At 69.8% G+C, this 26,481-nt stretch carries 24 protein-coding genes; 7 read left to right on the top strand and 17 right to left on the bottom strand.

The features are described 5' to 3' along the window. The first annotated feature begins 18 nt into the window (after nucleotides 1-18). Nucleotides 19-474, top strand: coding sequence for a hypothetical protein (locus tag JGU66_07525; GenBank protein MBJ6760610.1), 456 nt, complete (start codon nucleotides 19-21; stop codon nucleotides 472-474). A gap of 75 nt (nucleotides 475-549) precedes the next feature. After that, on the top strand, nucleotides 550-1,014 hold the full coding sequence (locus tag JGU66_07520) for an SMI1/KNR4 family protein (GenBank protein MBJ6760609.1): 465 nt from the start codon (nucleotides 550-552) through the stop codon (nucleotides 1,012-1,014). A gap of 93 nt (nucleotides 1,015-1,107) precedes the next feature. Here the strand turns inward: JGU66_07520 and JGU66_07515 are convergent, their stop codons facing one another. The 4 genes from JGU66_07515 to JGU66_07500 all read right to left on the bottom strand — a co-directional run bounded on the left by JGU66_07515 (nucleotide 1,108) and on the right by JGU66_07500 (nucleotide 4,783). After that, the gene (locus tag JGU66_07515; protein MBJ6760608.1) at nucleotides 1,108-1,947 is read right to left on the bottom strand and encodes a GNAT family N-acetyltransferase; all 840 of its coding nucleotides are present in this window, start codon (nucleotides 1,945-1,947) and stop codon (nucleotides 1,108-1,110) included. Nucleotides 1,948-2,077: 130 nt separating this feature from the next. Further along, complete coding sequence (gene rnk, locus JGU66_07510; protein MBJ6760607.1) at nucleotides 2,078-2,494, bottom strand: nucleoside diphosphate kinase regulator; 417 nt, start codon at nucleotides 2,492-2,494, stop codon at nucleotides 2,078-2,080. 367 nt (nucleotides 2,495-2,861) lie between these two features. After that, nucleotides 2,862-3,482 (bottom strand): hemerythrin domain-containing protein, encoded by a 621-nt coding sequence (locus tag JGU66_07505; protein MBJ6760606.1) that lies wholly within the window; start codon nucleotides 3,480-3,482, stop codon nucleotides 2,862-2,864. Then, nucleotides 3,392-4,783 (bottom strand): sigma-54-dependent Fis family transcriptional regulator, encoded by a 1,392-nt coding sequence (locus tag JGU66_07500; protein MBJ6760605.1) that lies wholly within the window; start codon nucleotides 4,781-4,783, stop codon nucleotides 3,392-3,394. Before JGU66_07500 ends, JGU66_07505 begins: the two co-directional genes overlap by 91 nt. A 250-nt stretch (nucleotides 4,784-5,033) precedes the next feature. Between JGU66_07500 and JGU66_07495 the strand changes: the two genes are divergently transcribed. Next, on the top strand, nucleotides 5,034-5,426 hold the full coding sequence (locus JGU66_07495) for a hypothetical protein (protein ID MBJ6760604.1): 393 nt from the start codon (nucleotides 5,034-5,036) through the stop codon (nucleotides 5,424-5,426). A 176-nt stretch (nucleotides 5,427-5,602) separates the two neighbouring features. Next, nucleotides 5,603-5,944 carry a hypothetical protein gene (locus JGU66_07490; protein ID MBJ6760603.1) on the top strand — a complete coding sequence of 114 codons (342 nt, stop codon included), beginning with the start codon at nucleotides 5,603-5,605 and terminating at the stop codon, nucleotides 5,942-5,944. Nucleotides 5,945-5,953: 9 nt separating this feature from the next. Here the strand turns inward: JGU66_07490 and JGU66_07485 are convergent, their stop codons facing one another. Continuing rightward, nucleotides 5,954-6,715, bottom strand: coding sequence for a class I SAM-dependent methyltransferase (locus JGU66_07485; GenBank protein ID MBJ6760602.1), 762 nt, complete (start codon nucleotides 6,713-6,715; stop codon nucleotides 5,954-5,956). 361 nt (nucleotides 6,716-7,076) lie between these two features. On the opposite strand from JGU66_07485, the gene JGU66_07480 reads away from it, so the two are divergent. Both JGU66_07480 and JGU66_07475 read left to right on the top strand, forming a co-directional pair. Further along, the gene (locus JGU66_07480; protein ID MBJ6760601.1) at nucleotides 7,077-8,738 is read left to right on the top strand and encodes a peptidoglycan-binding protein; all 1,662 of its coding nucleotides are present in this window, start codon (nucleotides 7,077-7,079) and stop codon (nucleotides 8,736-8,738) included. A 334-nt stretch (nucleotides 8,739-9,072) separates the two neighbouring features. Continuing rightward, on the top strand, nucleotides 9,073-10,668 hold the full coding sequence (locus JGU66_07475) for a HAMP domain-containing protein (GenBank protein ID MBJ6760600.1): 1,596 nt from the start codon (nucleotides 9,073-9,075) through the stop codon (nucleotides 10,666-10,668). A gap of 81 nt (nucleotides 10,669-10,749) precedes the next feature. On the opposite strand, the gene JGU66_07470 is transcribed toward JGU66_07475, so the two are convergent. The 4 genes from JGU66_07470 to JGU66_07455 all read right to left on the bottom strand — a co-directional run bounded on the left by JGU66_07470 (nucleotide 10,750) and on the right by JGU66_07455 (nucleotide 15,540). Next, complete coding sequence (locus JGU66_07470) at nucleotides 10,750-11,736, bottom strand: DUF4440 domain-containing protein (GenBank protein ID MBJ6760599.1); 987 nt, start codon at nucleotides 11,734-11,736, stop codon at nucleotides 10,750-10,752. A gap of 54 nt (nucleotides 11,737-11,790) precedes the next feature. After that, nucleotides 11,791-13,443, bottom strand: coding sequence for a formate--tetrahydrofolate ligase (locus JGU66_07465; protein MBJ6760598.1), 1,653 nt, complete (start codon nucleotides 13,441-13,443; stop codon nucleotides 11,791-11,793). A gap of 51 nt (nucleotides 13,444-13,494) precedes the next feature. Continuing rightward, nucleotides 13,495-14,199: an MBL fold metallo-hydrolase gene (locus JGU66_07460; protein MBJ6760597.1), complete on the bottom strand. Its 705-nt coding sequence runs from the start codon at nucleotides 14,197-14,199 to the stop codon at nucleotides 13,495-13,497. Nucleotides 14,200-14,265: 66 nt separating this feature from the next. After that, the gene (locus JGU66_07455) at nucleotides 14,266-15,540 is read right to left on the bottom strand and encodes an NAD(P)/FAD-dependent oxidoreductase (GenBank protein MBJ6760596.1); all 1,275 of its coding nucleotides are present in this window, start codon (nucleotides 15,538-15,540) and stop codon (nucleotides 14,266-14,268) included. 223 nt (nucleotides 15,541-15,763) lie between these two features. On the opposite strand from JGU66_07455, the gene JGU66_07450 reads away from it, so the two are divergent. Then, nucleotides 15,764-16,540 carry a hypothetical protein gene (locus JGU66_07450; GenBank protein ID MBJ6760595.1) on the top strand — a complete coding sequence of 259 codons (777 nt, stop codon included), beginning with the start codon at nucleotides 15,764-15,766 and terminating at the stop codon, nucleotides 16,538-16,540. Nucleotides 16,541-16,567: 27 nt separating this feature from the next. Here the strand turns inward: JGU66_07450 and JGU66_07445 are convergent, their stop codons facing one another. From JGU66_07445 to JGU66_07410, 8 genes are all read right to left on the bottom strand, one after another. After that, nucleotides 16,568-17,680, bottom strand: a complete 1,113-nt coding sequence (locus JGU66_07445) for an SDR family oxidoreductase (GenBank protein MBJ6760594.1) — start codon at nucleotides 17,678-17,680, stop codon at nucleotides 16,568-16,570. Between the two features lie 76 nt (nucleotides 17,681-17,756). Next, nucleotides 17,757-18,332 carry a TetR family transcriptional regulator gene (locus JGU66_07440; protein ID MBJ6760593.1) on the bottom strand — a complete coding sequence of 192 codons (576 nt, stop codon included), beginning with the start codon at nucleotides 18,330-18,332 and terminating at the stop codon, nucleotides 17,757-17,759. A gap of 51 nt (nucleotides 18,333-18,383) precedes the next feature. Beyond that, nucleotides 18,384-21,074: an AsmA family protein gene (locus JGU66_07435; protein MBJ6760592.1), complete on the bottom strand. Its 2,691-nt coding sequence runs from the start codon at nucleotides 21,072-21,074 to the stop codon at nucleotides 18,384-18,386. Nucleotides 21,075-21,281: 207 nt separating this feature from the next. Further along, nucleotides 21,282-21,695 (bottom strand): fibril protein, encoded by a 414-nt coding sequence (locus JGU66_07430; GenBank protein MBJ6760591.1) that lies wholly within the window; start codon nucleotides 21,693-21,695, stop codon nucleotides 21,282-21,284. Nucleotides 21,696-21,827: 132 nt separating this feature from the next. Then, entirely contained in the window at nucleotides 21,828-22,796 is a 969-nt protein-coding gene (locus JGU66_07425; GenBank protein MBJ6760590.1) for a 4-hydroxy-3-methylbut-2-enyl diphosphate reductase, read from the bottom strand. Between the two features lie 96 nt (nucleotides 22,797-22,892). After that, nucleotides 22,893-25,022, bottom strand: coding sequence for a M56 family metallopeptidase (locus JGU66_07420; GenBank protein ID MBJ6760589.1), 2,130 nt, complete (start codon nucleotides 25,020-25,022; stop codon nucleotides 22,893-22,895). Then, nucleotides 25,019-25,411 carry a BlaI/MecI/CopY family transcriptional regulator gene (locus tag JGU66_07415; GenBank protein ID MBJ6760588.1) on the bottom strand — a complete coding sequence of 131 codons (393 nt, stop codon included), beginning with the start codon at nucleotides 25,409-25,411 and terminating at the stop codon, nucleotides 25,019-25,021. Before JGU66_07415 ends, JGU66_07420 begins: the two co-directional genes overlap by 4 nt. Nucleotides 25,412-25,642: 231 nt before the next feature. Continuing rightward, on the bottom strand, nucleotides 25,643-26,389 hold the full coding sequence (locus tag JGU66_07410) for a sterol desaturase family protein (GenBank protein ID MBJ6760587.1): 747 nt from the start codon (nucleotides 26,387-26,389) through the stop codon (nucleotides 25,643-25,645). Nucleotides 26,390-26,481: the final 92 nt, after the last annotated feature.

The following is a 26,481-nucleotide window of genomic DNA, read 5'->3' as shown; positions in this document are numbered from 1 at the left end:
AAGAACGGGAGCCTTGCCATGGGATTGGACATCGGCCTGAAGTGGAGCACCGAGTTGGCACCGATGCAGGCTCTCCGCCTTCTGGCTGACCATTTCGGCTTGGCGTGGGGAGACAATGTGCGCCTGGTCGGCCCCGCTCTGGGCATTTGGGCGGTTGCGCTCGATGAGGAGAGTCGCTCGTTGTTTGAGCAGGACTTCCATTTCAAGCCCGACATGATAGTCGGCTTCCGGCTCAGTTCGAATAGCCCCGAGTATGAGGAGGGCTATCGTGTCGTGGTTCGCGCCGCCTTGTTCTTGCTGGAGCATGGGGGCGATGGCGTCCTGCTCTTCAATGGGGAGCACATCGTCTTGCAGCGCATTGGCGGAGCACTGGTGCTCAATGCCGACCGAGGAAACTGGAAGGATGGGCTCTGTCTTGAACGGGAGGTTCACTCGCCCCATGAGATCCGATCGCTTCCGTCACCACTGCTCTGAAATTGGAGAAGTCGGCTGCCCCGATATCGGCGGCGTCGAGCTGTGCCGCACATCGTCCTGATGGAGAGCCAACTCATGCCGATGGCCGAGTTGCTGGCGGAGGTTTCTCGGAGCCACTTCCCCAATCCTCCGGCGACAGTGGCGCAGATTGCCGAGTTCGAGGTTCGGGTTGGTTGGCGCCTGGACCCAGACCTTCGTGCCTTCTATCTGCACTGCGATGGCGCGCGGCTGTTCGACCGCATCGACCCCGCCTTCTACTTCTTTCCCTTGGCTGAGCTTCGTCGCGCTCGCGTCACCATGCGCCAGGACGACAGTGACCGGGCCGGGCCTGCTTCTTGGTACGCACTGGGGGAAGTACAAGACAGCAACTTCATCCTGCTGGATGTGAGTGAGCAGCCTGCTGGTCGCTACCCCATCCGGGATGGCTACAACGAGGCGTTCCCGCACCCCGATTACTGCCGGCGGATCGCGGACTCATTCTCCGAGTTCCTGCGTGGCGCACTGGCTTCCCGGGGGACGTGGTTCTGGCTCAATCGTTGATGAGCTGCAGGCGCCGGCTGCGATCCAAATGGAAGGAGCCCGCTTCGGAGAGGCTTCCAGAGAGGTCTCACGGCAATCCCAACCGCCTGTGTGTCATGCAGAGTGCGTGTGCCTCATGACGGTGGCGCTGGCGGGACATGCACCTCGCAGTTCTTCTGAGGCGTGCAGTTCCTCCGGCATGCTGGCTCGGTCGGTTCGGATGAAGCCGAAACGCTCGAAGTAGTTGGCGGCTGTGGTGGTCAGGAGGAAGACGGCGTCGCAGCCTCGCTTCGTGGCGAGGTCGAGTTGGGCTCGGGCCAGTGCCGCGCCGAGCCCGGTTCCCTGGTGGTCGGCTCGGACGACGACGGAGCGAAGCAGGGCGCTTGTTCCGTGATGCTCCAGGCCTGCTGCCGCGACCAATTCTCCGGCGTGCTCCGCCACGAGGAAGTTCGGCAGGTGATCCGCTACCCCTGCGGTGGGGAGCCCCGCTGTGCGCAGCATTGTTTCAATGCCTGCACGGTCTTCCTGACGTGCGGGGCGGAACACGTGCCCCGTTTTGCTCCAGTCCTCGCGCAGGACCAGGGCCGCGACTCGTGCGCGGATGTCGTCGCGAATCACTCGCACTCGCTCCCGTGGTTTTCCCTTCGGGTCTTCCAGTCCCCAGTCTTCACGCTGGAGTCCGGGGACGAACGGGCAGGCCTCGCCGCAGCCCATGGTGATGAGCCTTGCTGCTCCTCGCGCCAGCTCATCCGTCAATCGCTGCGGCCTGGCCTGCGAGAGATCCACCCCGGCTTCGGCCATGACGGCCTGCACTTCCGGATGGACCTTCTCCGCGGGCTGTGTCCCCGCGGAGACCGCGCGAGCCTTCGCGGGGTCGGCCAGGAGGTTGAAGAATGCCGCGGCCATCTGTGAGCGCCCGGCGTTGTGCACGCAGGCGAATATGACCGTCTTCATGGGCTGGCTCCTGGGTGGCTCGGCGGTGAGACGCGCCGGAGTCTCGCAAGGCGCTGGCGAGCGAACAACGAGAGAGACACTCCCTCCGCCGGCTCACGTCCGGCGGAGTCACAGCATCGTTCCCACGAACCTACAGGTGGAAGTGGCCCGCGGCCTCGGGCTGATACGGCACGGCCACGATGCGCAGGCGCTTGGTTCGGTCTCCCGGAAGGGGCCACTCGATGGTCTGCCCCACCGACAGGCCCAGCAGCGCGCTCCCGATGGGCGCGAGCACCGAGACTCGCCCGTCTCCGTTGCGCGCGTCCTGCGGATACACGAGCGTCACCGTGCGCTGCTCGCCCGTCTCTTCGTCCTCGAAGACGACGCTGCTGTTCATCGTCACCACGTCCGGCGCAATGCTGGCCGAGGGCGTCACCTCGGCGCGGGCCAGCTCCGCTTCCAGTTGCTCCACCGGCGCGGCGTTGCGCGTGCCGCCATGTTGCTCGACGACGCGCTCCAGGCGCTCCATGTCGATGTCGGTCACGATGAGGCGATGGTCTCGGGTCATGTCGGTACGTCTCCGGTGAGGGAAGGTGGCCACGCGCCCCGAGTCCTCCCGACGCGGGGAGGCCTCAAGGCGCGATGCCCGGACGCGCCCCTGCGGACGCAATCCAGGCTGCTACGAGGGTGAGAGGGACGCCGCCCGCCGAGGAACTACGCGTGGCGAGGGGCGTGGGCGACAAGCCAGGCGGTGGCTCGGCCGTGAGCAGGCAGCGTCCGGCGCACGGAGTACCGGCGCGGCGCGTGCCTCATCAGGGCTGTGAGCGAAACCGTCATCTGTCTTGGAACCCGGGAGTCATGCCCGCGATTCTCTCGCGAGGCCCAGCCAATCTAGTCGCGCGAGCCAGGATTGCAACCCGCCGAGCCCCACGCCCTCAAGCCCAGGGCTCGCCTCCTTGCTCACTCAACGCCTCGCGCCGGAACTCCGCCGCGCGCTTGACGATGTCCGCGCACGACAGCCCCAACCCCTGCTCCGTCGCCCGCGCACCCAGCCGAGGCAGCACCGCGCGCTCCTCTTGTTGCGCGTGCTCGCGCACCGCTTGCTCCAGCTCGCGCACCGCGTCTCCCAGCGCTGGGAGGTCATTGCGCGCGCGCAGCATCGCGAGGATGAGGCGCTTGAGCGCGTCGTGCTCCTCCTCGGCGTAGGCGAGCGCCTCCTCGCCCACGGTGCGGCGGGCGATGGGGTAGATCCACCGCTCCTCGATGGTGAGGTGCAGCGTGAGCGCCTCGGCGAGCTGGATGGCCAATTCCGGGCGCTCGTCGTCCGGGGCTTCGGCGAAGGCCTCGAACAGCGCGACCGCCTCGTGGTGCTGCTGAATCATCAGCTCGAGGATGTCCATGGGGCCGCCTCTCGTGACTCGCGAGGTCCAGCCTTCACGGTCCGCACGGCCGCGCGCCGCCGCAATCACTTGCTCGGGCGCGAGGGGCCCGGGTCCTCCTCGCCCGCTGGCCAGGGCGCCGATGGACCGGCCTCGTACTTCTTCCGCTTGCGCCACAGCGTCGACGCGTCGATTCCCAGGATGCGCGCCGCCTCGTCCAGCGTGGGCGCCGAGGACATCACCCGGAGGATGTGCTCGCGCTCCACCTCCTCCAGCGTGTGCTCGCCGCCCACCGCCACCACAGAGCCGCTCGCCGCCGCGATGCGCTCCGGGAACGCCTGCGGCTCCAGCACGCCCGCGGGCCAGACGATGAGCGCGCGCTCCACCGCGTTGCGCAGCTCGCGCACGTTGCCCGGCCACGGCCACGCCACCAGCATCTTCTCCGTCGCGGGCGACAGCTCCGGCACCGGCCGCTGCGCCGCGCGCGCGAAGAACGCCACGAAGCGCCGCGCCATCGGCAGGATGTCCTCGGGGCGCTCGCGCAGCGCGGGCAGCTTCACCTCGATGACATTGAGCCGGTACATCAAGTCCTCGCGGAAGCGCCCCTCCGCCACGTCCTTCTCCAGGTCGCGGTTGGTCGCTGCCACCACGCGCACGTCCGCCTTGCGCGTGCGGCCTTCGCCCAATCGCTCGAACTGCTTCTCTTGAAGGAACCGCAGCAACTGCGCCTGGAGCGCGGGGCTCATCTCCGCGATCTCATCCAGGAACAGCGTGCCGCCCTCGGCCTGCTCCACGCGCCCCGGCTGGTCCTTCACCGCGCCCGTGAAGGCCCCGCGCACGTGGCCGAACAGCTCGCTGGCCAGGAGCTGCTCGGACAGCGTGGGACAGTTCACCGTGACGAAGGGGCGCCGTCGGCGCGTGCTCAACGAGTGCAGCGCCCGGGCGAGCACGCCCTTGCCCGTGCCGCTCTCCCCGCGCAGCAGCACCGCCGCGTCCGAACTCGCCGCGCGCGTCACGAGCCCGATGGCCGCGTGCATCGCGGAGGAGCCGGTCTCCAGCGTGGCCTCGGGCACGGACTGCGCGAGCTGGCCCTCCAGGTTGCCCAACTGCGAGGACAGCTCGCGGTGTGCTCGCGCGCGGTCCACCACGTGGCGAATCTGCGCGGGCGTGAAGGGCTTGGGCAGGTAGTCGCGCGCGCCCCGCTTCATCGCCTCCACGGCCGTGTCGAACGTCGCGTAGGCGGTGATGAGGATGACGTCCAGGCCCGGCGATTCGGCCAGCAGCCGAGGCAGCAGGTCCAGCCCGCTCGCGGAGCCCAGCCGCAGGTCCACGAACGCCAGGTCGGCGGGCGCCTGGGCCAGGGCGGCGAGGGCGGCCTCGGGCGTGGCGGCCTCGCGCACCTCGCAGCCAAAGCCCTCCAGGCACACCCGGAGGGTGTGGCGGATGTTCCGCTCGTCATCCACGACGAGCACGCGCATGGGGCGCTCGCCAGCTTCCGTGTCGCTTCGCACTTCCATGGGGCCAATCCTAAGGGCAGGCCGCGCCCACGGCTCGCCGTCACGACGTGCGCGCGTGATTCCCGGCGCTTCCCCTCGGAGCGCACTGCAAGCCGCACGCGCGCGCGCACGTCGAGCTTGCAACCTGCAACGCGGTGACGGCGTGATGGGTCCTGCACACCTCGCGGGCGGTGCGCTGGCGCTGGCATTCCCCTTGCGATGGAAAGGAGTCATGCGCGTGCTTGGGATGACGACCTCGACCCCCCCTGGAGATGACGGAGATGACCCTGGAGAGCGCCGCCTCTTCTCACGAGACGTAGACCCACCGCCCAGCAAGTGGCGCCCGCGCGTCATCCTGCTGGGCGTGGTGACGCTGATGCTGGTGGGCGTGTGGCTATGGCTTCACAGCAGTGAGGACCGCGCGCTCCTGGCCATGGCTCCGGCGCAGCGCAAGGCGCTCTTCCACGAGACGCAGCAGGGGTTCCGCCTGATGTGCCTGTCCGATGCGGGCAAGGACTTCATCCCTCGCTGCCGTCAGCAGGCCACCTTCCTGGCGCGCTTCCCCGAGTGCGACACCGCCTGCCGTCAGGAAATCTCCCCCTACTATCCCGGCCCGCTGCGCTGAGCGCCCCGAGGTTGCGCCCTGCAACCCGCGGGCTTGCAGGATGAAAGGGGGCCGCGGCACCCCGGGCGAAACGGGGCCGGAAATCGCGGCCTTGGCCCCCCGGCGACATGGCACGTCCGATGCCTTTGAGAGCAGGTGCCCGGGGCCCACACGGCCCGGCTCGGAGGAGTCACACCATGGAGCTGCCGTCATTCCTGAGGAGCCTGCTCGCCGCCGTCGCTGTCCCTGCTGCTCAGTCCCCGTGCGCCCTGAAGGCCGTTCGCCTGTTGGGCGCGCAAGAGCTGTCCACCGCGCGCCGCCGCGCCTCCCATGCCCTCGAGGGCGCGCGGCAGTGCGCCTGCTGCCGGAGCCTGCTGGACCACCTGTACGACCGGGTCGGCTCCACGCTGTTCCTGGATGATGATCCGGAGGTGCTGGCCCAGGCCTTCGACGATGGCGAGCGCGACCGCTTCAGCCCGAAGGTGCTGGCCGCGTGCATCGTGCTCGCGGGGCGCGAGCGCATCGTCGCGCCCGTGTGACGCCTCGCCTCACGCGGGCTTGCGCGCCTCCACCAGGAAGCGCGTGGTGTGCGCGAGGAAGGGGCCCTGGGCCTGGATGTGCTCATGCAGCTCCCGCAGCCGAGGCAGGTACGCGGCGACGGTGAATCCCGGCACCATCCAGATGACCTTGCGCAGGAAGTAGATGACCGCGCCGATGTCGAAGAACTCGGTGCGCAGTGTCTCCAGGCGGAGGTCGATGATCTCCAGCCCCGCGGCCTCCGCCTCCGCGCGTGCGTCGTCGGGATGCCTCCGGCGACGCACCTCGGGCGGCTGAGGGCCGAGGAAGTATTCGACCAGCTCGAAGACGCTGGCGGGCCCCACTTGCTGGGACAAGTACGTGCCGCCGGGCCGCAGCACGCGGGCAATCTCGTGCCACCAGGTCTTCACGGGATGGCGGCTGACGACGAGGTCGAACGCCGCGTCGCCGAAGGGCAGGGGCGGCTTGTCCTCGTCCACCACCACGGCCACGCCGCGTGGATGCAGGAGGCGCGTGGCCTTCGCCACGTTGGGAGGCCAGGACTCGGTGGCCACCGTGAGCCGGGCCAGCGTGGGCACCTGGGCGAGGATTTCGCCGCCCCCCGTCTGGAGGTCGAGCGCGGCCGAGGCTCGCGGCAGGCGCTCAGCCAGGAGGCGATGGTAGCCCCAGGACGGGCGCTGCTCCGTGGCGCGGCCGTCCAGCCAGGAGAAGTCCCAGCCGTCCACGGAGGCGGCCTCGGCCTCTGCCACGTACGCCTCGAAGGTGCGCGTCATCGCCAGCCCATACCACGGGACCCCGCGTGACAGGTGTTCCGGGTGTCGCGATTGATGTGTCTGTCATCGGACAGAGGACAAGCCTTCAGGGCGGTCACGGCCGTGTGCCAATGCTTTTGAGCCGTCCTGACGCGCCGCGTGAGTCACGAATGGGTGTCTTTGTTTGTCCATGTCGCAAAAGCCGCAGCGCCACTGGAAAGGCAGACGCCGCTGGGTGAAGTCCGACCTGGAGTTCGTGACTTTCGTGACAAGATGGTTTCGCAACTTTAAATCGCCCCCGAGGGAAAACCCCGACGAGGCCGGAGCAATGTCAATCACTGGCGCCCGCGTTTCCGGCGGACGGGTGCTCCTGGGGCGTTCCATGAGTGGCACCACGTCTGTCCATTCTCAGCCGACGCGTACAACCGCAACGCAACTCACCGCCGCGCGGGCGACCGGCCGTGACCCGAATGCCATTCTTTCGCAGTACCAGCCGACGGGCGCCTCGCAGCGCACCGCCAGCCAGGACGGGCTGCGCGCGGGCGTGGACGCGTCCCACAAGATGGCGCAGACGGATTTGGCCCGACTGAAGAAGTACACGGCGGGCATCGAGGCGGCGGCGAAGAAGTATGACCTGCCCCCCGCGCTGTTGGCTGCCATTGCCAGCCGCGAGTCGCGCGCGGGCGCGGCGTTGGACCGCTCCGGCCGCGGGGACAACGGCAATGGCTTTGGGCTGATGCAGGTGGATCAGCGCTATCACAAGCCCCAGGGCGGCCCGTACAGCACCGAGCACATCGAGCAGGCGGCCGGAATCCTGAAGGGGATGCTCAACGAGGTGAAGAAGAAGCACCCGGACTGGCCCCCGGTGCAGCAGCTTCGCGGCGCGGTGGCGGCGTACAACTCGGGCACCGGCAACGTTCGCACCATCAAGAACATGGATGTCGGCACCACGGGCAACGACTACTCCAACGACGTGTGGGCGCGCGCGCAGGCGCTGGCCCCGCACTTCGGCGGCGCGGCGACGCAGGGCACCAACACGGGCATCGTCCCGAACAAGCCGGGTACGAACACGGGCATCGTCCCTCCCAAGCCGGGCCCGGGGACGAACACGGGCATCGTTCCCCCCAGGCCGGGGACGAACACGGGCATCGTCCCCAACAAGCCCGCGCATGTGGGGGACGGCTTCGAGACCTCGGGGGCGCACAAGTGGACTCCGGCGCCCTCGCTGCACGACGTGAAGGAGGGCAAGAAGACGCTGCACGAGGGCATGCAGGGCCCGGCCGTGAAGCACCTCCAGCAGATGCTCGGCGTCCCGGCGGACGGCAAGTTCGGCCCGGTGACCAAGAAGGCAGTGGCGGACTTCCAGAAGGCCGCGGGCCTCAAGCCGGGCGCGGGCGCCGAGGGCTACGTGGGCAAGGCCACGCTCGCCGCGCTGGAGAAGAAGGCCGCGCACGGCACGCACAGCAAGCCGGGCACCGTCACCCCGCAGAGCACCACCACGCAGGAGACGAAGGACTCCGGCGCCGTGCTGGGCAACGGCGTGCGCATCAACACGAACGACCCCACGCTGAAGAAGCTGGCCACCGCCGCGCTCCGCAACGGCGAGACGGGCTACTGCGTGAAGACGACGCTCGACAACATGCACCGCCTGGGCATCCCCAACACGCCCGCGGCCACGGGGAATGATCCGAACAACCCGCGCGGCGGCATGGCGCAGATGCTGCGCCATGGCTGGGAGTCCATTCCCTTCCCGGGCGCGCGTCAGCAGACCATCCACAGCAACTACGGCGACGCGAAGGCCAACGTCGTCTCGGCCGCGCAGTACAAGAAGCTGGTCGCCGAGGGGAAGGTCCCGGATGGCGCCATCATCTTCCAGACGCGCCATGGCTGGGATTACAGCGGCGGGTCCAAGGGCAATGACATGGGCATCGTGCGCAACAACGGGCGCACCACGCACAACTACCAGGACATGAGCTCCATCATCTATTCGGACTGCAAGGACGTGGTCATCCTCGTCCCCAAGAGCGCCATCCAGCGCAACTGAGCTGTCTTCGCGCCTCCGGCCCCCCACTCCGGAGGCGCCGCTGGAATGATCCACGGCGATGGCAACCCATTCGTTGAGCGGGAGACGTCTGGCATCCCGCCTCCGAGGTCCGACCTGACGAGGCATTGGGTCGCGTTCACCCCACTGGGCGGAAACAGACTCGTGTTTCAGTTGAAATCGTGGGTGTCGGGCTTGAGCGACAGGGGGAAGACCCGGCTATCCTGACGAGCGCGGCGGATCTGCCCCCGCTTCAAAGGACAGGCGACATGCTTTGGCGCGACGGGCGGTGGACGGGGAGGACCCGGCAATCCTCGTGTGGGGGAGACAACGCCCGATGCGGCTGATGCTCAAGCAGAAGATGATGGTGCTGCCCGTGGTGGCCACGCTGTTCCTGGTGGCCATCCTGGTGGTCTCGATGGTTCAGGGCGCCACGGCGCGGCGGCTCAACGAGCGCATCGGGCAGGAGCTCTCACCCGCGGTGTCTCAGGGCCAGCGCGTCCAATCCGCGTTCGCCGTGTTGCACCAGGACGTGGTGGACGCCGTGGCGGACAAGAGCGCCGCCCACGTGCAGGCCCTGCGGGACGAGGCGCAGCTCCTGGAGAAGGACCTGGAGGCGGCGCGCGCGCTGCCGGGCATGAACCCCGCGCGGGTGAATGAACAGGTGGCGACCTTCCGCGCGTACTGGGAGGTGGCCTCCAACGCCGTGACGCTGGCCTCGCGCGGTGACGCCGGGGCGGACGCCATGCTGGTGCGGCTGGAGGAGCCGACCAAGGCGGTGCGCGATCTGCTGGAGAAGTCGCTGGCGCACGACGACGCCGCGCTCCGCGACTCCTTCACGGAGATGTCTTCCTCGCACGCGACGGCGCAGGGCTGGGTGCTCTTGCTGTCGCTCCTGTGCATCGCGTCCCTGGCGGGGCTGACCTTCTGGATGATGCGCGAGGTGACGCTGCCCCTGGCCCGGCTGACCGCCACGGCCACGCGCATCGCCAGCGAGGGTGACCTGAGCCTGCCCATCGACGCGCGCTCGCAGGATGAGGTGGGCGACCTGGCCCGCAGCATCCAGACGCTGATGGACCGACTGGCCAAGGTGCCGCAGACGTTGCACGCGGTGGTCTCGGAGCTGACGAACGCGGCGGGCCGGTTGAACTCGGCCAGCCACGAGCAGCTCAACTTCCTCACCAACCAGTCGCGCAGCCTCACCGAGGCCAGCTCCACCATCGCGGAGATCGCCCAGACGTCCAACATGGCGGCGAGCCGCGCGGAGATGGTGCTCAAGGTGGCGGCGCAGGCGGATGCGTTCAGCGCGTCCGGTCAGGTCTCCATCGAGAAGAGCGCCGAGGGGCTCCAGCAGATCCGCCAGCGGGTGGGCGCGCTGGTGGGCAGCATCGGGCACCTGTCCGAGCAGGCCGTGCACGCCGGCGAAATCATCAGCAGCGTGAAGGACCTGGCGGACCAGTCCAACGTGCTGGCGCTCAACGCGGCCATCGAGGCGGCGCGCGCGGGGGAAGAGGGCCGCGGCTTCGCGGTGGTGGCCAAGGAGATGCGCGCGCTCAGCGGTCAGTCGCTCCAGAGCACCCAGCGCATCGGCAAGATCCTCCTGGAGATCAACCAGGCCATCCGTCAGACGGTGTCCATCGCGGAAGGGGACAGCCAGAAGATGGAGGAGGGCATCGAGCAGGTGCTGTCCTCGGCGAACACGCTCAAGGACATCACCACGGTGGTGCAGGAGAGCAGCCAGGCCGCGCGGCAAATCGTGGCCTCCGTCACCCAGCAGAACGCGGGCATCGCGCAGATGACCGAGGTGGTCACGCAGCTCTCCGAGATGATGAGCGACGTGGTCGCGGCCACCAGCAACGCGGAGGAGGCGGTGACGCAGATCAACTCCAGCCTCGGCAAGCTCCAGCAGCTCTCCACGGCGTTCCGCGTCTAGCGGCGCGCTCGGGCTGCTGAGACACCCCGGGCCGTCCCTCGCGAGGAGGGGCGGCCCGTTTTCATTCGAGACGCGTGAGGCTCAGGGGCCGTTGGGGCCCGGGCTCGAGTTGCCGCCGTCGGTGACGTAGCGCCAGGTGCCGTCCGGCTGTCGACGCCAGATGGTGAGGTACTTCACGAAATCGGTCTCCGGCTTGCCGTCCGCGCCGGGTTCCACGACCTTGGCGCGGCCCACCGTGAAGGCGAGGTCGCCCGAGGTCGCGGCGTCGCCGAGCACGGGCTCCCAGCGCAGGTCCAGCTTGTCCTTGGTGAGAGGGCCGTAGGCCTTCGTGATGGCCTCGCGTCCGAACAGGCCCGTGGCGCCGGCGATGAGCAGCGCGTCCTCCGCGGCGTAGGTGGAGAAGGCGTGCCCCATGCCCTCGGTGGTGGAGAGGGTGGAGAAGGCGGAGTCCGCCGCGAAGGCCTCGGCGAGCACGGCGGCCGAGGTGAGCGTGCGCGGCGCGGCTGACGCCGTGGTGTGCGACGACGCGAAGCCCTCGGGCGGCGTGAGCGCGACCTTGGCGGGATTGCGCACGGTGGCGATGACCCGCCACGAGCCATCCGCCTGCTGCTTCCACGCGGAGATGTAGCGCGCGTGCTCCTGCTTGGCGGCGCCGTCCGCGCCCTTGAGGTCCACCGTGGCCTGTCCCACGGAGTAGCCAATCTGGCCGTCGGCGCTCACGTCCCAGCGCATGGGCGTCCATCGAATCGTTCCGCCGTGCTCCAGCGGGTGCGCGGTGAGGTGCGCGCGGATGGCCTCGCGTCCCTTCAGTGCGTACTGGCCCTCCACGAGCAGCACGGACTCGTCTCCGAGGAACGAGGCGAAGCCCTGCGCCGAGCCGGACTTCGCGCTGGCCTCGGACATGGCCACGTCCGCCGCGTGCAGACGCTCGCGCGCCTCGGTGGGCGACAGGCGCGCTGACTGTTCGAGCGCGCCCGTGTCGCCCGCGTGGGCGGTAGCGCCCGGTGCACTGCAACCCATGGCCCCCAGCGAGGCCGTGACGATGACTCCCGCGAACTTCCGATGCATGGCTCCTCCATGGGCCGCCCGACACATGCGGTCCGGCGCCCGAGGCGGCCGAGACTACTCTCCCTGCATCAGTCCGGTGATGCGTCCGTCATCGTGGACGATGATGCGCCGCGCCGCGGGCTCGCGCGGCAGTCCGGGCATGGTGAGGAGGTCTCCGGTCAGTGCCACCAGGAAGCCCGCGCCCGCGGACAGCCGCACCTCGCGCACCGTCAACGTGAAGCCCCGAGGCCGGCCCGTCTTCGTCGGGTCATCCGACAGCGACAGGTGCGTCTTCGCCATGCACACCGGGAGTCCCGCGCCACCCAGTGCCCGCGCGGCGTCCAGGTCCTTGCGGGCGCTCGCGGTGAAGGCCACGTCGTCCGCGCCGTACACCCTGCGCGCGATGGCGCGAATCTTCTCCTCCGGCGACTGCTCCAGTGAGTACAGGAAGCGAGGCTTGGGCGGCGCCGCGTCCGTCGCGTCGAGCATGGCCAGCACCGCGTCCGCCAGCTCGACCGAGCCCGCGCCGCCCTGCGCGTAGCCCTTGCACACCGCGATGCCCACGCCGCGCGCCTTGGCGAACGCGCGCAGTTCGTCCAGCTCCGCCTCGGTGTCCTGCGGGAAGTGGTTCACGCACAGCACCGCGGGCAGGCCGAACGCGGCCACTGATTCCAGGTGCTTCTCCAGGTGGTCGAAGCCGCGCAGCAGGGCCTCTCGATTTGGCTCGGCCACCTGCGCCGGGAGCGCGCCGCCGTGGTGCTTGAGCGCGCGCAGCGTCACCACCAGCATCACGCCTCGTGGCCAGACGCCCGCGCCTCGGCACTTGATGTCGAGGAACTTCTCCGCGCCCAGGTCGAAGCCGAAGCCGGCCTCGGTCACCACCTCGTCCGCATAGGCCAGCGCCAGGCGCGTGCCCAGCACGGAGCTGCATCCGTGCGCGATGTTGCCGAAGGGGCCCGCGTGGACAATCGCGGGCCCACCCTCGCGCGTCTGCACCAGGTTGGGCATGAGCGCGTCCTTGAGCAGGGCCACCATGGCCGCCGCCGCGTTCACGTCCCGCGCGCGCACCGCCGAGCCGTCCGCGAGCTGCCCCACCACGATGTTGCCCAGCCGCGCCTCCAGGTCCTTGAGGCCCTCGGACAGCGCGAGGATGGCCATCACCTCGCTGGCGGCGGTGATGTCGAAGGACGTCTCGCGAGGCACGCCGTTCGCCTTGCCGCCGAGCCCCACGATGACGTTGCGCAGGAAGCGGTCGTTCATGTCCAGCGCGCGGCGCCAGCGCACGCGGGTGCCCTCCATCGCGACCGGGTGGCCGTAGTAGACCGAGTTGTCCACCAACGCGGACAGCAGGTTGTGCGCGCTGGTGATGGCGTGCAGGTCGCCGGTGAAGTGCAGGTTGATGTCCGCCGCGGGCTCCAGGCTGGCCTCGCCGCCGCCCGTGCCGCCACCCTTCACGCCAAAGACAGGCCCGAGCGAGGGCTCACGCAGCGCCGCCACCGCGCGCCGTCCGCGCTGACGCAGGCCCATGGCCAGCGCCACGGACATGGTCGTCTTGCCCTCGCCCGGAGGCGTGGGGTTGATGGCGGACACGAGGACGAGCCGACCTCGCGGAGGCTGGCGCGCGAGCGCGTCCAGCGAGACCTTGGCGCGGTCACGTCCCCACGGAAGCACGTCCTCGGGGGACAGACCCAGCTCGGCAGCGACCTCGGTGATGGGGCGGAGCTTCATGCCGCCGAATCTCGGCTCGCTCGCCGTTGAATGCAACGACCGAGGTGGTGCTCAACCCGCGACGTGTGGGGACTCGGGCGGAAGTCCGCAGGCGCGGTTGGCCGGCACCGCGATGTCCAGCTTGCGGGGTGGCGCAATGCGGCGGTTGTTCATGAACGTGATGAACTCGTCACGAGACTTTCCGGCCAGCCGGGGGTTGTGACGCTTCTCCTCGCCCACCGTGCTCATCGCGTGGCCCGCGTAGTCGTGGCACGGGTACACGCGCGTGTCGTCCGGGAGTGAGAAGAGGCGCCGCGTGATGCTGTCGTAGAGCTGCCCCGGGTCGCCGTTCTGGAAGTCGGTGCGCCCCGTGCCGCGGATGAGCAACGCGTCGCCGGTGAACAGCGCGTCGCCGCACAGGTAGCTGAGGCTGTCATCCGTGTGGCCCGGCGTCTCCAGCACGTGCACCGCGAGTGAGCCCACGTGCACCACGTCTCCCTGGCCCACGTGCAGGTCCGCGCACGGAGCGCCTCGCCGCGAGGCCACCACCCGCGCGCCCGTGCGTTGGCGCAGCATGCCCGCGCTGGTGATGTGGTCCGCGTGCACGTGGGTGTCCAGCACGAGCGTGAGCTGGAGGCCCAGCTCCGCGAGCAACGCGAGGTCTCGCTCGACGTGTTCGAGGACCGGGTCGATGAGCGCGGCCCGCCGAGTCGTCTCGTCGGCGAGCAGGTAGGTGAAAGTCGAGGACTCCGAATCGAAGAGCTGTCGCAAGAGCATGCCGGCCTCCGGGGAGAACATCATTCCACGGCGGGACGACGGCCAGTCTCGAACTTCGAGCGCTCGCTAGGCTCGCCCGCGCATCATGAAGTTCCAGTAGAGGCGCGGCAGCCCGTATTTCTTCAGGAACCACATGTCCCGCCGCTCCTGGAGCGTGTTGATGAAGGGGAGGCTGGGGGTGGGCTTGCCCTCATAGTCGAACTCGGCGAGCAGCAGCCGGCCATAGCCCGTGGTGAGCGGGCACGAGGCATAGCCGTCATACCGGGCCGGGGGTGGACGGCCCGCCATGACGGCGCGCAGGTTCTCCACGAGCACGGGGGCTTGTCTGCGAATGGCCGCGCCTGTCCGGCTGGTGGGGAGGTCCGAGGCATCTCCCAGGGCGAAGACCTCGGGGTGGTCGGGGTGTTGGAGCGTGTACTTGTCTGCCTTCACCCAGCCTCGGTTCGGGCCGTCCTGCCAGGCGAGCGGTCCTCGCTGGATGAACGCCGGAGCGCTCTGTGGCGGGGTGGCGTGGAGGAAGTCGTAGGGCACCGTGGCGCGCTCGGTCTTCCCGTCGCGGGTGACCTCGAAGGTGGCCTCGCGTCGCTCGCCATCCACCGCCACCAGGTTGTGCTCGAAGCGCGTGTCGATGTCGTAGCGCTTCACCACGCCCTCGAGAATCTGGGCATAGGCCTTCACGCCGAAGATGGCCTTGGCCCCCGAGCCGAAGATGATCCGCGTGCGCTCGCGCAGGCCCTTTCGCTGGAAGAGGTCAGCGGCCAGATACATGACCTTCTGCGGCGCGCCCGCGCACTTCACCGGCGTGGCGGGATGGGTGAACAAGGCGGTGCCGCCCTCGAAGCGCTGGAGCAAGTGCCACGTCTTGGGCGCCAGCTCCGGGTCGTAATTGCTGGTCACGAAGTCGGTGCGCAGGGCTTCGCGGAGGCCGGCCACGCGGTCCCAGTCGAGCTGGATTCCTGGCGCGACGACGAGGAAGTCGTAGCCGAGCTGTCTGCCTCCCCGCGTCTGGACTCGCCTGCGCACGGGGTCCACTTCCTCGGCGGCGTCTTGGATCCACGTGACGCCGCGCGGGATGAGGGAGCGCTCCTCGCGCACGGAGTCCTCGATGCGCGCCTCGCCCGCGCCCACCAGCGTCCACAGGGGCTGGTAGTAGTGCCGGTCGGAGGGCTCCAGGATGGCCACCCGCTTCTGCCCGGCGAGGGCCAGCCGAGCGGCCACCGCGATGCCCGCCGTGCCGCCGCCGATGACGAGGACGCGGTGCTGGTCGGCGCCGCTGCGCACCCGCGGGCTCGCGTCAGGGGCGGGAGACTGCGGCGCTACGTGCTCGGTCTCGGGGCGCATGGGGGACCTCCTGTGTTGGGGGACTCTTGGGGCGCTTAGCAGGGCGGGCGAGCGCGTCGGCGTCCCCGGGCCTCCGTCCGTGTGGTAGCGCACAGTGGTGTTGCGGGGGCCGGCCCGCGGTTCTCAGCCGGCCCGTCGCTTGGATGGGCGCGAGCGCTGTGCGACACCGGGCTCCTCGGGTGGCCTTGAAATACGCGGTCGGTGTCGCCCGTCAGGAGGCAACATGAACCGATTCCTTGGCTTCGCTTCCGTCGGCATCGCGACCGTGGCGCTCGGCGTCTCCCTCTTCGGCTCGCACGACGCGCCCGCCCCCGCGCCCCACGAGCAGCAGGCCGACACGCGCCCGCCCCCGCAGGTCCAGGCGCTGGAGCAACGGGTGCAGGTGCTGGAGGAGACGGTGCAGTTGTTGTCGCGGCGCCTGATGGAAGTGGAGCGCCGGCCGGTCGTCGCCTCCGACGGTGGCGCGGTGGTGATGGGCGCTCCCGCCGCGCTCGTGGACGAGGTGGCGAAGCTGCGCGAGGAGATGCGCGGCATGGTCGCGGGCGAGGCGCTGAACTCGGAAGGCGGTCGCCAGTACCTCAAGGACATGGTGCGCTCGGTCCAGGAGGAGGCGCGCTCCGAGCAGCGGCAGGTGTGGCAGCAGCAGATGCAGCAGGTGCGCGCGCAGGCGCAGTCCGACCGCGACCAGCGCGTGCGCGCCTTCATCACTGACGCGAAGCTCGACTACAACCAGGAGCGCGAAGTGACGCGAACCCTCCAGGCGGAGGAGACCAAGCGTCAGGCGCTGTTGGCCGAGATGAACGCGGGCACCAAGTCTCCGCGCGACCTGCGCCAGGGCCTGCGCGACCTGCGCCAGCAGACGGACACGGAGGTCAACGGCGTGCTCAACTCGGAGCAGCAGCAGAAGTACACCGAGATGCGCCGCGACGAGTGGCAGGACATGCGTCCCCGCGGCGGACAGCGTCCTCCTCCAGCGGCCGCGGGAGCGGGCGAGCCGTAGTCCCCTCGGCGTCGAGCGATGGAGACCTCACGCAGCGGAGGCGTGAGGCTCAGCCGCCGTGGCGCGCAGTGCCGCAAGCGCGGTCTCGACCTCGGGCTGGAAGGCCACGCTCCGGAGGTGATCGAACCAGCGGTTCAGGGCGTCACGCAGCGGAGGCAGCGCGAGTCCCATGCGCGCCGCCAGGGCGAGCATGGGCTCCGTCGGGTAGCGCGCGGTGTCGATGAAGTCGAGCGCCTCCGCGGAGGTGCCGAGCAGTCGCTCTGGAAGCCAACGCACCCACGCCACGGGGAGCCTCAGCCGAGGAGCCCGCCGGCCCGAGCGCTCCGCCGCCCAGCGAACCAGCTCATGCATCGGTGGCGTCGCCGGGTCGAGCACCGTGTACTCCTGTCCCGCCGTGTCCGCGTGCTCGGGAGTCCCCGCGAGGAAGCTCGCCATGAAGTCGACGGGGATGACGGGCACGAAGGTCTCCGGTGAGCCCAGCAGCACGGGCATCTGCCCCGCGTGGACGCGATGCAGCGTCTCGCCCAGGCCCAGGCGTTGGACCGTCACGCCCGTGCGGCTGTCGCCAATCACCGACGAGGGATGCACGCCAGTGACGGGTACGCCCAGCCGCTGCGCTGTCTCCCAGCCCACGCGATGCGCGAGGTGCTTCGAGGCCTCATACGCGCCCTGGCGGTCGAATGAGGACTCGGGCGCGGGGACCACTGCTCCCTCCTCATTGAGGCGAGGCCCGATGCGATAGCCGCCCACGAGCACCAGCCGTCGCAGCGCGGGCAGCCGCGAGGCCAGCTCCACCACCATGCGTGTGCCCTCCACATTCGTCCGCCGCGCGTCGTCGGCAGACAGGTGCCACGCGAAGCGCGCTCCCAGGTGGTACACGTCCCGCACCCGCGCGCAGGCGTGCTCCATCTGCTCGTCCCACCCGAAGCGGGGCGCGTCCAGGTCCCCCTCCACCACGCGGATCCGCGTCGCATCCCCTCCGAGCGCCGTCACCCACGCGCGATAGTCCGCCTCGCGCGCCGCCGCCTGTCGCATCACCGCGATGACGACGCGCCCGCGCCGCGTGAGCTCCGGGACCAGCCAGCGCCCGAGCAAGCCCGTGGCGCCCACGACCATGACTTCTCCTGCCTCGTTCGACATGATGCTTCCTTTCATATGTAGACCGGTCTGCATATTTTAGAGGCGAGCCTCAACCGGGCTTTGCCTCGGGTGGGACTCAGTCCGGGAGCGCGAGCAGCCGCTCCAGGTCCTTGGACAACTCCTCCAGGGGCGCGCGGGAGCGGTGCGCCCGCGCGAGCAGCAGGGCGCCCTCCAGCGTGGACAACAGCAGGCCCGAGCGTCGGCGCGCATCGGAGAGGCTCAGGCCCTCGGCGCGCAGGCGCTCTATCAGCAGGTCCTGCCAGCCTCGCAGCGCATCGGACGCGGCCTGCCGCACGGACTCGGGGGTGGCTCCGGAGGACAGCACCACCGCGGAGACGGGGCAGCCCTTCTCGAAGCCCGCGGCCTCCGAGCGGTCCGCGAGCAACGTCAGCACCCGGCGCAGCGCGGGCACCAAGGCTCGCTCCGTGCGGAGGTGCTCACGCAGGAGCGCGGTCATCTCCGCCGCCGAGGCCTCCAGCGCGGCCACCGCCAGCTCTTCCTTGCCGCCCGGGAAGTGGAAGTAGAGCGAGCCGCGAGGAGCCTGGCCCGCGGCGAGCAACTCCTGGATGCCCGCTCCGGCGTAGCCCGCTCGCTCCAGCATCTCCGCGGCGGCGGCAATCATCCGCCGCCGCGTCTCCTCGCCCTTGCTCATGACCGGATGAATATGCCGGTCATCATATTTTGTCGACCCTTTCGGCGAGGGCTACTGGCCGAAGAGTCCCTTGAGGCGCTTCTTGGCCTCGTCAGCAGCGCGCTGCTTGGCCTTCTCCTGCTCCTGGCGCACGGCCTCGGCGGCCTTTGCTTCCATCTCCTTGCGCTTGGCCTCGGCCTCCGCCTTGAGCTTCTCCTGGCCGCCGTCGATGGCCTCCTGCACGGGCTTGCCCTTGTCGCCCAGCAGCTTGCCCGCCAGCGAGGAGGCCGCCTGCTTCGCGATGATGGCCACCGCCGGCTTCACGTCCAGGCCGGTCACCTCGGGGCTCCAGGCCTTGCCCGTCAGCTTGAGGTTCACGGGGATGCCCGCGCTGGGCGTCACCTTTCCGAGGGTGATTTGCTTCACGGTGTCGGGCGTGAGCGTCACGCCGCCCGTCAGGTCCAGCGAGCCATCCAGGCGGATGCCGCCGTCGAAGCTCATCGCCGCTTCCGGCCGCGTCCAGGTGATGGGCTTCTTGAGCTGCGCGACGCCGTTCTTGATCTCCACGCCGAAGGGCAGGTCGCCACCCAGCGAGGTGACGTCGTTGCTCTTGAGCGCCTTGCCCGCGAAGGGCAGCGCCTTGGCGAGCGGCTCGGAGATGGAGGCCACCACGTCCTTGCCCATGAACGTGCCGCCCAGGAGGTTGCCGTTGATGCCGCCCAGCAGCGTCTGCTGGAGCTGGTTCGGCGTGTAGCCCGTGCCCTTGAGGTCCACGTTGCCGTTGAACGTGCCCGCGAGGACCTTCTTGGGCGTGTGCGCGGCCAGCGCCTGCGCGACCTCGATGCCCTGCATCTTCACCTTCGCGTCGAAGGGCCGCTGCTCGGCCGGAGGGCCCAGGCGAATCGTCGTCCCGTCCGCCACCACCGAGCCGCTGTAGATGCCCGTGGAGAACTTCTCCACCGTGATGAGGTCGTCCACCATCTTCACGACGCCCGTCACGTTGCTCATGTCCATGTTGGTGTAGCGCAGCGCGCCCACCGCGAAGCGGATGTCACCGCGGTAGCCATTGAAGCGCGCGGGGTCCTCGACAGGCGGAGGCGGCGCACCCTTGCCACCCGTGGCCGCGCTCACGGCCTCCTCGCCCATCATGAGCTTGTCCGCGTCCAGCCGCGGGCTCTTGAGGTCCATGGAGAACGTGGTCGTCTTCTTCTTGCCCTGACCCGCGAGCGCGAACGACGCGCTGCCCGTCATCGTGTCGTCGAGCGCGCCGAGCGTCAGCTTCGGCACGTCCACCTTCATCCCGTCGCGCGTGGGCTGGTACGTGCCCGCGGCGGCCACCTCCATGCGCTGACCGGGAGCCTTGTTCACCAGCAGGCCCGGCCGCAGGTCCACGCCGCCCAGGTCCGCCTTCGCGTCGAAGCGCAGCGCTCCGCCCGAGGCCGCCGCGCCGCTCACCCGCGCGCTCAGCTTCATGGCTCCGCCCGGCTCCTTCGTGAGCTGCGCCGGCACGCGCAGCCGCACCGGCGTCAGGTCCACGTCCACGTTCAGGGCCTGCTCGGCCTGCGTGCCGCTGCCGCGCACGGACAGGCCAATGGGGCCGGCAATCATCCCCTGGAGCTGCTTGCGCAGCGGCGGGTAGTACTCGGCGAGCACGGCGGGGTCGAGGTTGCGACCCGTCAGCTCGAAGCCCTCCACCGACGGCGCCTGCGTGAGCATCCCCTTCACGCGGCCCTTGCCGGAGATGCTCGCGGGGCCCAGGTTCAGGTTCAGCTTGTCGAGCGCGAGGTCGCCCGCGGTCATGTCGCCCGTCACGTCCGTGTCGAGCACCACGTCCAGCGCCTTGCCGCCCTGCGAGCCCGCGAAGCGAAGCCCGAGCGCCTTGATGACGCCCACGAGCTTCGTGGGGCCCGAGCCGCCGGGCACCGCGCCGCCCAGGTCCGCCTTCCAGTCCGCGTCCAGCGTGCCGGCCTGGAGGCCCACGTCCGGAGGGAGGAACGGCCCCAGCGGGGACAGGTCGATGTGCTCGGCCTTCAGCGTCACGCGCTCGGGCGTGGGCACCAGCGTGGCGGGCAGCGGCGCGGCCTTCAGCACCATCTGCAGGTTCTGCTTCTCGGCGAGCACCGCGGCGGCCAGCGTCACCTCCAGCGGCTTGCCCACGCGGAGGTCCTTCACCTCGATGTCCAGGTCCCGGATGGCCAGCTCGCGCGCCTGCGCGCCGCCTGCGCGGTCCACGAAGCGGATGGTGCCGTCGGTGAGCGCCGCGCGATCCACGCGCACGCCGGACAGGTCCGTGGGCTGCGAGGGCTCCTCGGGCTTCGGCTCCTCCTTGGGCTGCTGCTCCGCGAGCCGCTGCTGGAGGCGCTGCACGTTGGTGGTGCCGTCCGCCAACCGGATGACGTTGATGGTGAGGCCGGAGACCTCGGCGTTCTGCACCTGGATGTCCTTGCCGCGCGAGGACAGCAGGGGGCTCACGGCCACGCTCACGTCAATGGACTTGAGCTGCGCGAGCGGCAGGTCCTCGCCCTCGGCGGGACCCACGGTGACGTTCTCCACCTCCGCGCCCACGTGGGGGAACAACTTGGTGGAGATGTCGCCAATCTCGATGGGCCGTCCCAGCTTCTGGGAGTACGTGGCCGCCTGGTCACGCGCCGTCTTCAGCAGGATGGCATCGAGCCGCCAGAGGACGATGGCCACCCCGGCGATGAGGAGGACGAAGATGCCTCCAAGGACATAGGGCCAGCGCTTCTTCTTCACAGCGGACACGATGACTCCTCCTCAACTCGGGACGCGGCGAAACGCTTACCGCAGTGGCGCGGAGGCCGCACCTCTCCCTTGCACGGATGTGACCGAAGCGGAGGGGAATCCTGTCATGCGGGGCCCGTCGGCTGGGACTCGGGCGCGGAGGAAACAAGCTCGAGTGCTCCCGCTCGCCCGTTCGCCCGGGGAGCGCCCGGGGCGACGCGGCGGGGCCTACAGCGAGATGCCGGCGGGGCGGGGCGGGGCCTGGGGGGCGAACTGGAAGCCTCGGGGGGCTTGGGTCGCACGGGCCTGGAACGGATCCACGTAGAGCAGCACGGGCTCGTCGAGTCCCTCGTACGTCACCTCGAAGACGACCAATCGGCCATGCCGAGGCGCGAGCTTGCCCGTGAGCCGGAACGCGCAGCAGGAGCCCACGCGCCGCCAGGCCACGCGTTGTCCGCGAGGGCCTCGCAGTTGCTCGAAGTACGCCATCACCCCCGCGCTGCCATGACCGACGTGCACGGGGTCCTCGGGCTGGCGCCCATAGGTGAACGGGACATCCCGCACGGGCGCACGCGGGGGCGGCGCGGAGGCACAGGCTCCCAGCAGGAGCAGGGCAAGGCAGGTGATGCGATGCGGAGACACGGGCCCTCCAGGAGGCACGGTCTCAAGCTGTTCCTCGGAGGCGGCCCGGAGGAGGGGCGCGCACCCTCGCGGTGCTTCCGTCGTCGCGAGGGTGACGCTGCCCGTGTCGAGTGGCGAGCGGAGCGCCGCGCGTCACTGCTTCTTCTTCGCCTTGTCGCCTGCCTTCACCGAGCGCACGAAGTTCTCATCCACGCCATGGATGCGCAGCTGCACCAGTTGGTCGGGCGTGATGTTGGGGAAGCTGCCGCGCATCTGCTGGATGAACTCGGTGGTGACGCCGTGGATGCGGAAGGCCACCAGGTCATCGGCGGCGATGTTGGGGAAGCCCTCGGCGCGCACTTCCTTCACGAAGGCCGGCGTGACGCCGTGGATGCGGAAGGCCACGAGGTCATCGTGCGAGGCCTCCTTGAAGCCCATCGCGCGCATCTCGCGGATGAACTCGGGCGTGACGCCGTGGATGGACATGGCCAGCAGGTCGTCCCACGGCACCTTCACGAAGCCGAGAGCGGCCAGCTCGGCGATGCGCTCGGGCGTGACGCCGTGGATGCGGCTCTGCACCAGCTGCGACAGCGTCCGGTGCTCGTAGCCCGCCTTGTTGATGGCGCGCGCGTAGTCGGCCGTCACTTCGAAGATGCCCACCTGGGTCAGGTCATCGCGTGACATGTCCTTGTAGCCGAGCGCCATCAGGTCCTTCACCCGCTGCGTGGAGACGTTCGTCAGCGCGAACAGCCCGAGGTCCTCGGTGGTCAGCTTGGAGAAACCCAGGGCGCTCATGGCCTTGACGTAGTCGGCGTTCGGCTCGAAGCGGACGAAGCCCGTGCCGGTGCCGTCGAGGAAGCGCCCGTCGAAGCGGAAGGTGCCCGCCTCGCGCGTCAGGGAGAACGCGGCGGAGGGGCTGTTGGCGGTGTTCAGGCCCTGGAACTCCGCGAGGGCGAAGTCATTGCCCCAGTTCTCGTGGTCGGACAGGCGCAGGTTCAGGTGGAGCGAGCCCGCGTGTTCGGTGGTGGCGCTCCACGTGCCTTTCCACGGCGTCTCGGCGAGCGCGGGCGAGGCCAGCAGCCACGTGGCCGCGAGCAGACAGAGGGACAAGAGGCGAGTCATGGCGTTTACCTCGGTGTTTCGGGCAGACCCCGGCCGTTCGGCGCGCGCCGGAGAGGCGCGGCCGTTCGGACCGGGAGGAGGGAAGAGGGAGGGGGGTTACTTCGGGCCGCGGAGCTTGCGGATGAACTCCGCGTCCACGCCGCCGTTGCGCAGCTGCACCAGCTCATCCACGGACAGGTCCTTCATGCCGGCGTCCTTCAGCTCGCGCACGAACTCCGGGGTGATGTTGAGCACCCGAAGCTGGACCAGCTCATCCGTGTCCTTCGTCTGGAAGCCCGCCTTGCGCATCGCCGTGAGCCACGCGGGGGTGATGCCCACCGAGCGCATCTGCACGAGCGTGTCCGCGTCCATCTGGGACAGGCCCAGCTTGCTCATGTCCCCGATGTACGCCGGGTCCACGCCCACGGCGCGGAGCTGCACGAGGTCCTCGAGCGACAGGCCCGAGTAGCCCGCGGACTTGAGGCCGCGGATATAGGCTTCGTCCACGCCGACCGCGCGCGCCTGCTGCACTTCATCCGGGTCACTCACCGAGAAGCCCTGGGATTTCAGCGCGGCGATGAACTCCGGCGTGACGCCGAGGTGGTGCATCGCGACCAGGTCATCCGTGTCCAGCTTGCGACCGAACCGCGTGTTCATGTCCCGGGCGTACTCGGCGGTGATGCCCGCGTGGCCCATGTCCACCAGGGCGCTCACGGTGGGGGTGTAGCCCATGGACTTCATCTCGTTCACGCGCTCGGGCGTGACGCCCGCGATCTTGAGCTCGATGAGCTGATCGACCGTCAGCTCGGACTTGCCCACCTCGGTGCGGTCGTCCTCGTCGCTGTCCTCGTCGCCATCGTCATCCGAGTCCCGCCCCGGGTGCGGCTGGGGATGCGGGGTGGGGTGCGGGCTGGCTTGGACCATGGGCTGCGGCGTGGGCAGCGGGTTCCCCTGGGCGGCGAAGGCTGGCAGCGCGGGCAGCGGCGGCACCGGCGGGGTGGGCAGCGGAGCCGCGGGCGGGGCGGTCACCGCGGCCACCGGGCGCCGAGGGGCGCGCGGCGGCGTGGGGCGCGAACCGAGGCCCTGCGCGAGCGGCGTGGGCGGCGGAGCCACGCTGAAGCCGCGCGCGGCGTCGGCGGTCTCGGGGTTGGCGCGCGTGGCCGACGGGAGCGGGGTGCTGCTCGGCGGCGTGGGCGGGACAGGGGCCTGGCCCAGCACCAGCGAGGTCAGGGGCGCCGCCACGGCGAGGCTGCTGACCAGCGTGAGGACGGACGCACCGGCCACCCAGCGCGACGAGCAGCGCGCCTTGGGCGAGGCGATGAGGCGACGCACGCGCTGCGGCAGGGACCCACCCAGTGCGGAGAGCGCGGGCGTCGGCTCCGACATGGGCAGCACGCGCAGGGACTCGAGCGCCGTGAGCGCGCGGGCATAGGAGACGGAGTTCCCGCCGGAGGCCACCGCGATGTCATCGCAGCAGTTCTCGCGCTCCACGCGGACCACGCGGGTCATCCACCAGATGGCCGGGTGGTAGAAGAGCAGCGTCTCCACCAGCACCTGGGCCAGGTTCACCGCGAAGTCGTGGCGACGGATGTGGGCCAGCTCGTGCGCCAGCACCATCTCCAACTGCTTCGCGGGCAACCCCGTCAGCGTGGTCACGGGCAGCAGCACCACCGGGGACAGCCAGCCCACCGCGGCGGGCACGTCGAGCGAGGCGGACTGCAGCAGCCGAACCGCGCGGCGCAGGCCCATCCGACGCGAGAGCGCATCGAGCCGCGCCTGCCACTCCTCGGGCGCCGGCACCGCCTGGCGCGCCAGCCGCTGCACGCGGAGCCAGCCCGTCGCGAGCCGCGCCGAGCCCACCGCCACGCCCAGCACCCACGCGAGCACCAGCCAGGGGAGGTTCTCCGCCACCCGCGTGCGCGCCTGCTCCATCCATGCGCCGTCTTCCACCACCGCGGGGGACTCTGCGCGCACCACCGGCCGAGCCTGGGCGACGGCGTGCCGCGCGCGAGGCGCCACGTGTGACTCCGCCACGGGCCCCTGCGACGTCGCGGCGTGATGCCACGCGGTGACTGCCGGCAGCGCGAGCATCGTCAGCATCGCGGCACAGGCGAACCCATAGCGCGCCCGCGCCGCGTTCTTGCCCACCGCCGCGAGCGCCATGGCGAGGAGCACCGCCACCACCGCGCCCTGCCAGAGCGAGTGCAGCAACGCCCAGCCCAGCGACTCCCACACGTGGCCACTCATTCGTCGGTTCCTTCCATGGCGTCCAGCATCCGCCGCAGCTCCGCGAGTTCCTCGGGGGATGTCTTCCGAGAGGAGAGCGCCTGCATGGCCAGCTTCGCCGTCGAGCCGCCGAACGCGCGCTCCACGAGGTCCGCGACCAACTGCCGCTGCGTCCGCTGCTCGGTGGCGTGCGCCCGGTACACGTGCGCGCGCTGGGACTCGTCGCGCTCCACCAGTCCCTTGTCCGTCATGATCTGCAGCATCTTCAGCACCGTGGTGTACCCGGTGCCGTCCGCGTGGCGGTTGAGCACCTCGTGTACCTCCCGCACCGTGCTGTCGCCACGCTCCCACAGCACCCGCAGGATGCTCAACTCGGCGTCCGTGGGGCGGGGCAGCTTCGTCTCGCTCATCGGTTGGGTTCCTCCTTCCCTCAGCTTCGACGTCGCATCATACGAACCCCTTCGTAGATGTCAACGAAGGGCTTCGTAGACAAGGCACATCCGGGCGAGTGGAAGCGGGGAGGCGGGCGGCGCGCGTCGACGCGGGGGGCGGAGCGCTGCCGGTGCGGCGGGTCGCGAGCGGGCAGGACGGGGCCGCTCGCGACAGGGAGGTGCCCTGGGGTTCAGGGCACCGAGGCGACTTCAGTTCTCGCCGGTGACGGCGGACGTCTCCTGGGCCTCGTTCTGCCAGAAGCGACGCGGGTGGCCATCACCGCGGGTGCCACCGGAGAGCTTGTCCACCCAGGGGTACTTGGCGGCCTCCTCGGCCGTGTAGCCCAGGTTGAAGACGGTGGGGCTCTTGGGCAGGTCCGAGGCCTTCGCGTAGTACGTGCCGAAGAGGCGGTCCCAGAAGTAGTTGGTGATGCCGTAGTTGCCCTGCTCGTTGTGGAAGTGGTGAGACAGGTGCAGCTTCTTGATGTCCTTCAGGAACTTCAGCGACGGCGTGTAGTTCAGGTGCTGCACGCAGTGGCAGAACTCGTAGAAGCACGTGATGACCATGGCCCAGCCCAGCGCGGCCACGGCGCCCGAGCGCCCGCCAATGAGGTAGCCGAGCGGCGTGATGACGCCGGCGATGGTGGGCAGCGTGGTGTGCAGTGCGCCGAACAGGATGCGCAGGTCGTTCGGGTCCTGGTGGTGATCGAAGTGGATGCGCTTCCAGGTCACCGCCGTGAAGGGCGTCTTGTAGAGGAAGCGCGAGTGCAGGATGTACCGGTGCGACAGGTACCAGCCGAACGGGAACGCCACGCTCGCCACGCCCACGGCGGCCAGCATGCGCAGCGGGTTCTCGAACCACTTCACCGACAACACGAGACAGGTGATGCCGATCGCGATGTAGGCGACGACGGCGTAGTAGGTGAAGAAGCTGAAGACCAGATCGCCGAGCGTCATCCGGTCCAGGTTGTGCTTCCGGTTCAGGAAGGCCACGGGAGTCCTCTCTTGAAGCCGCTGCGCCCCAGGGAGCGAGGGGTGCAGGAATGGGC

The organism is Myxococcaceae bacterium JPH2 (genome assembly GCA_016458225.1).
In the GTDB taxonomy this organism is placed as follows: Bacteria; Myxococcota; Myxococcia; order Myxococcales; family Myxococcaceae; genus Citreicoccus.
The sequence above is the reverse complement of the archived record's forward strand: the minus strand, read 5'-3'. Positions and strand labels throughout refer to the sequence as shown.

Coding starts and splice junctions, on each gene's coding strand:
- JGU66_07525 (MBJ6760610.1), top strand. CDS start 19: ATGGGATTGGACATCGGCCTGAAGTGGAGCACCGAGTTGGCACCGATG.
- JGU66_07520 (MBJ6760609.1), top strand. CDS start 550: ATGCCGATGGCCGAGTTGCTGGCGGAGGTTTCTCGGAGCCACTTCCCC.
- JGU66_07515 (MBJ6760608.1), bottom strand. CDS start 1,947: ATGAAGACGGTCATATTCGCCTGCGTGCACAACGCCGGGCGCTCACAG.
- rnk (MBJ6760607.1), bottom strand. CDS start 2,494: ATGACCCGAGACCATCGCCTCATCGTGACCGACATCGACATGGAGCGC.
- JGU66_07500 (MBJ6760605.1), bottom strand. CDS start 4,783: ATGCGCGTGCTCGTCGTGGATGACGAGCGGAACATCCGCCACACCCTC.
- JGU66_07495 (MBJ6760604.1), top strand. CDS start 5,034: ATGCGCGTGCTTGGGATGACGACCTCGACCCCCCCTGGAGATGACGGA.
- JGU66_07490 (MBJ6760603.1), top strand. CDS start 5,603: ATGGAGCTGCCGTCATTCCTGAGGAGCCTGCTCGCCGCCGTCGCTGTC.
- JGU66_07485 (MBJ6760602.1), bottom strand. CDS start 6,715: ATGACGCGCACCTTCGAGGCGTACGTGGCAGAGGCCGAGGCCGCCTCC.
- JGU66_07480 (MBJ6760601.1), top strand. CDS start 7,077: ATGAGTGGCACCACGTCTGTCCATTCTCAGCCGACGCGTACAACCGCA.
- JGU66_07475 (MBJ6760600.1), top strand. CDS start 9,073: ATGCGGCTGATGCTCAAGCAGAAGATGATGGTGCTGCCCGTGGTGGCC.
- JGU66_07470 (MBJ6760599.1), bottom strand. CDS start 11,736: ATGCATCGGAAGTTCGCGGGAGTCATCGTCACGGCCTCGCTGGGGGCC.
- JGU66_07465 (MBJ6760598.1), bottom strand. CDS start 13,443: ATGAAGCTCCGCCCCATCACCGAGGTCGCTGCCGAGCTGGGTCTGTCC.
- JGU66_07460 (MBJ6760597.1), bottom strand. CDS start 14,199: ATGCTCTTGCGACAGCTCTTCGATTCGGAGTCCTCGACTTTCACCTAC.
- JGU66_07455 (MBJ6760596.1), bottom strand. CDS start 15,540: ATGCGCCCCGAGACCGAGCACGTAGCGCCGCAGTCTCCCGCCCCTGAC.
- JGU66_07450 (MBJ6760595.1), top strand. CDS start 15,764: ATGAACCGATTCCTTGGCTTCGCTTCCGTCGGCATCGCGACCGTGGCG.
- JGU66_07445 (MBJ6760594.1), bottom strand. CDS start 17,680: ATGTCGAACGAGGCAGGAGAAGTCATGGTCGTGGGCGCCACGGGCTTG.
- JGU66_07440 (MBJ6760593.1), bottom strand. CDS start 18,332: ATGAGCAAGGGCGAGGAGACGCGGCGGCGGATGATTGCCGCCGCCGCG.
- JGU66_07425 (MBJ6760590.1), bottom strand. CDS start 22,796: ATGACTCGCCTCTTGTCCCTCTGTCTGCTCGCGGCCACGTGGCTGCTG.
- JGU66_07420 (MBJ6760589.1), bottom strand. CDS start 25,022: ATGAGTGGCCACGTGTGGGAGTCGCTGGGCTGGGCGTTGCTGCACTCG.
- JGU66_07415 (MBJ6760588.1), bottom strand. CDS start 25,411: ATGAGCGAGACGAAGCTGCCCCGCCCCACGGACGCCGAGTTGAGCATC.
- JGU66_07410 (MBJ6760587.1), bottom strand. CDS start 26,389: ATGACGCTCGGCGATCTGGTCTTCAGCTTCTTCACCTACTACGCCGTC.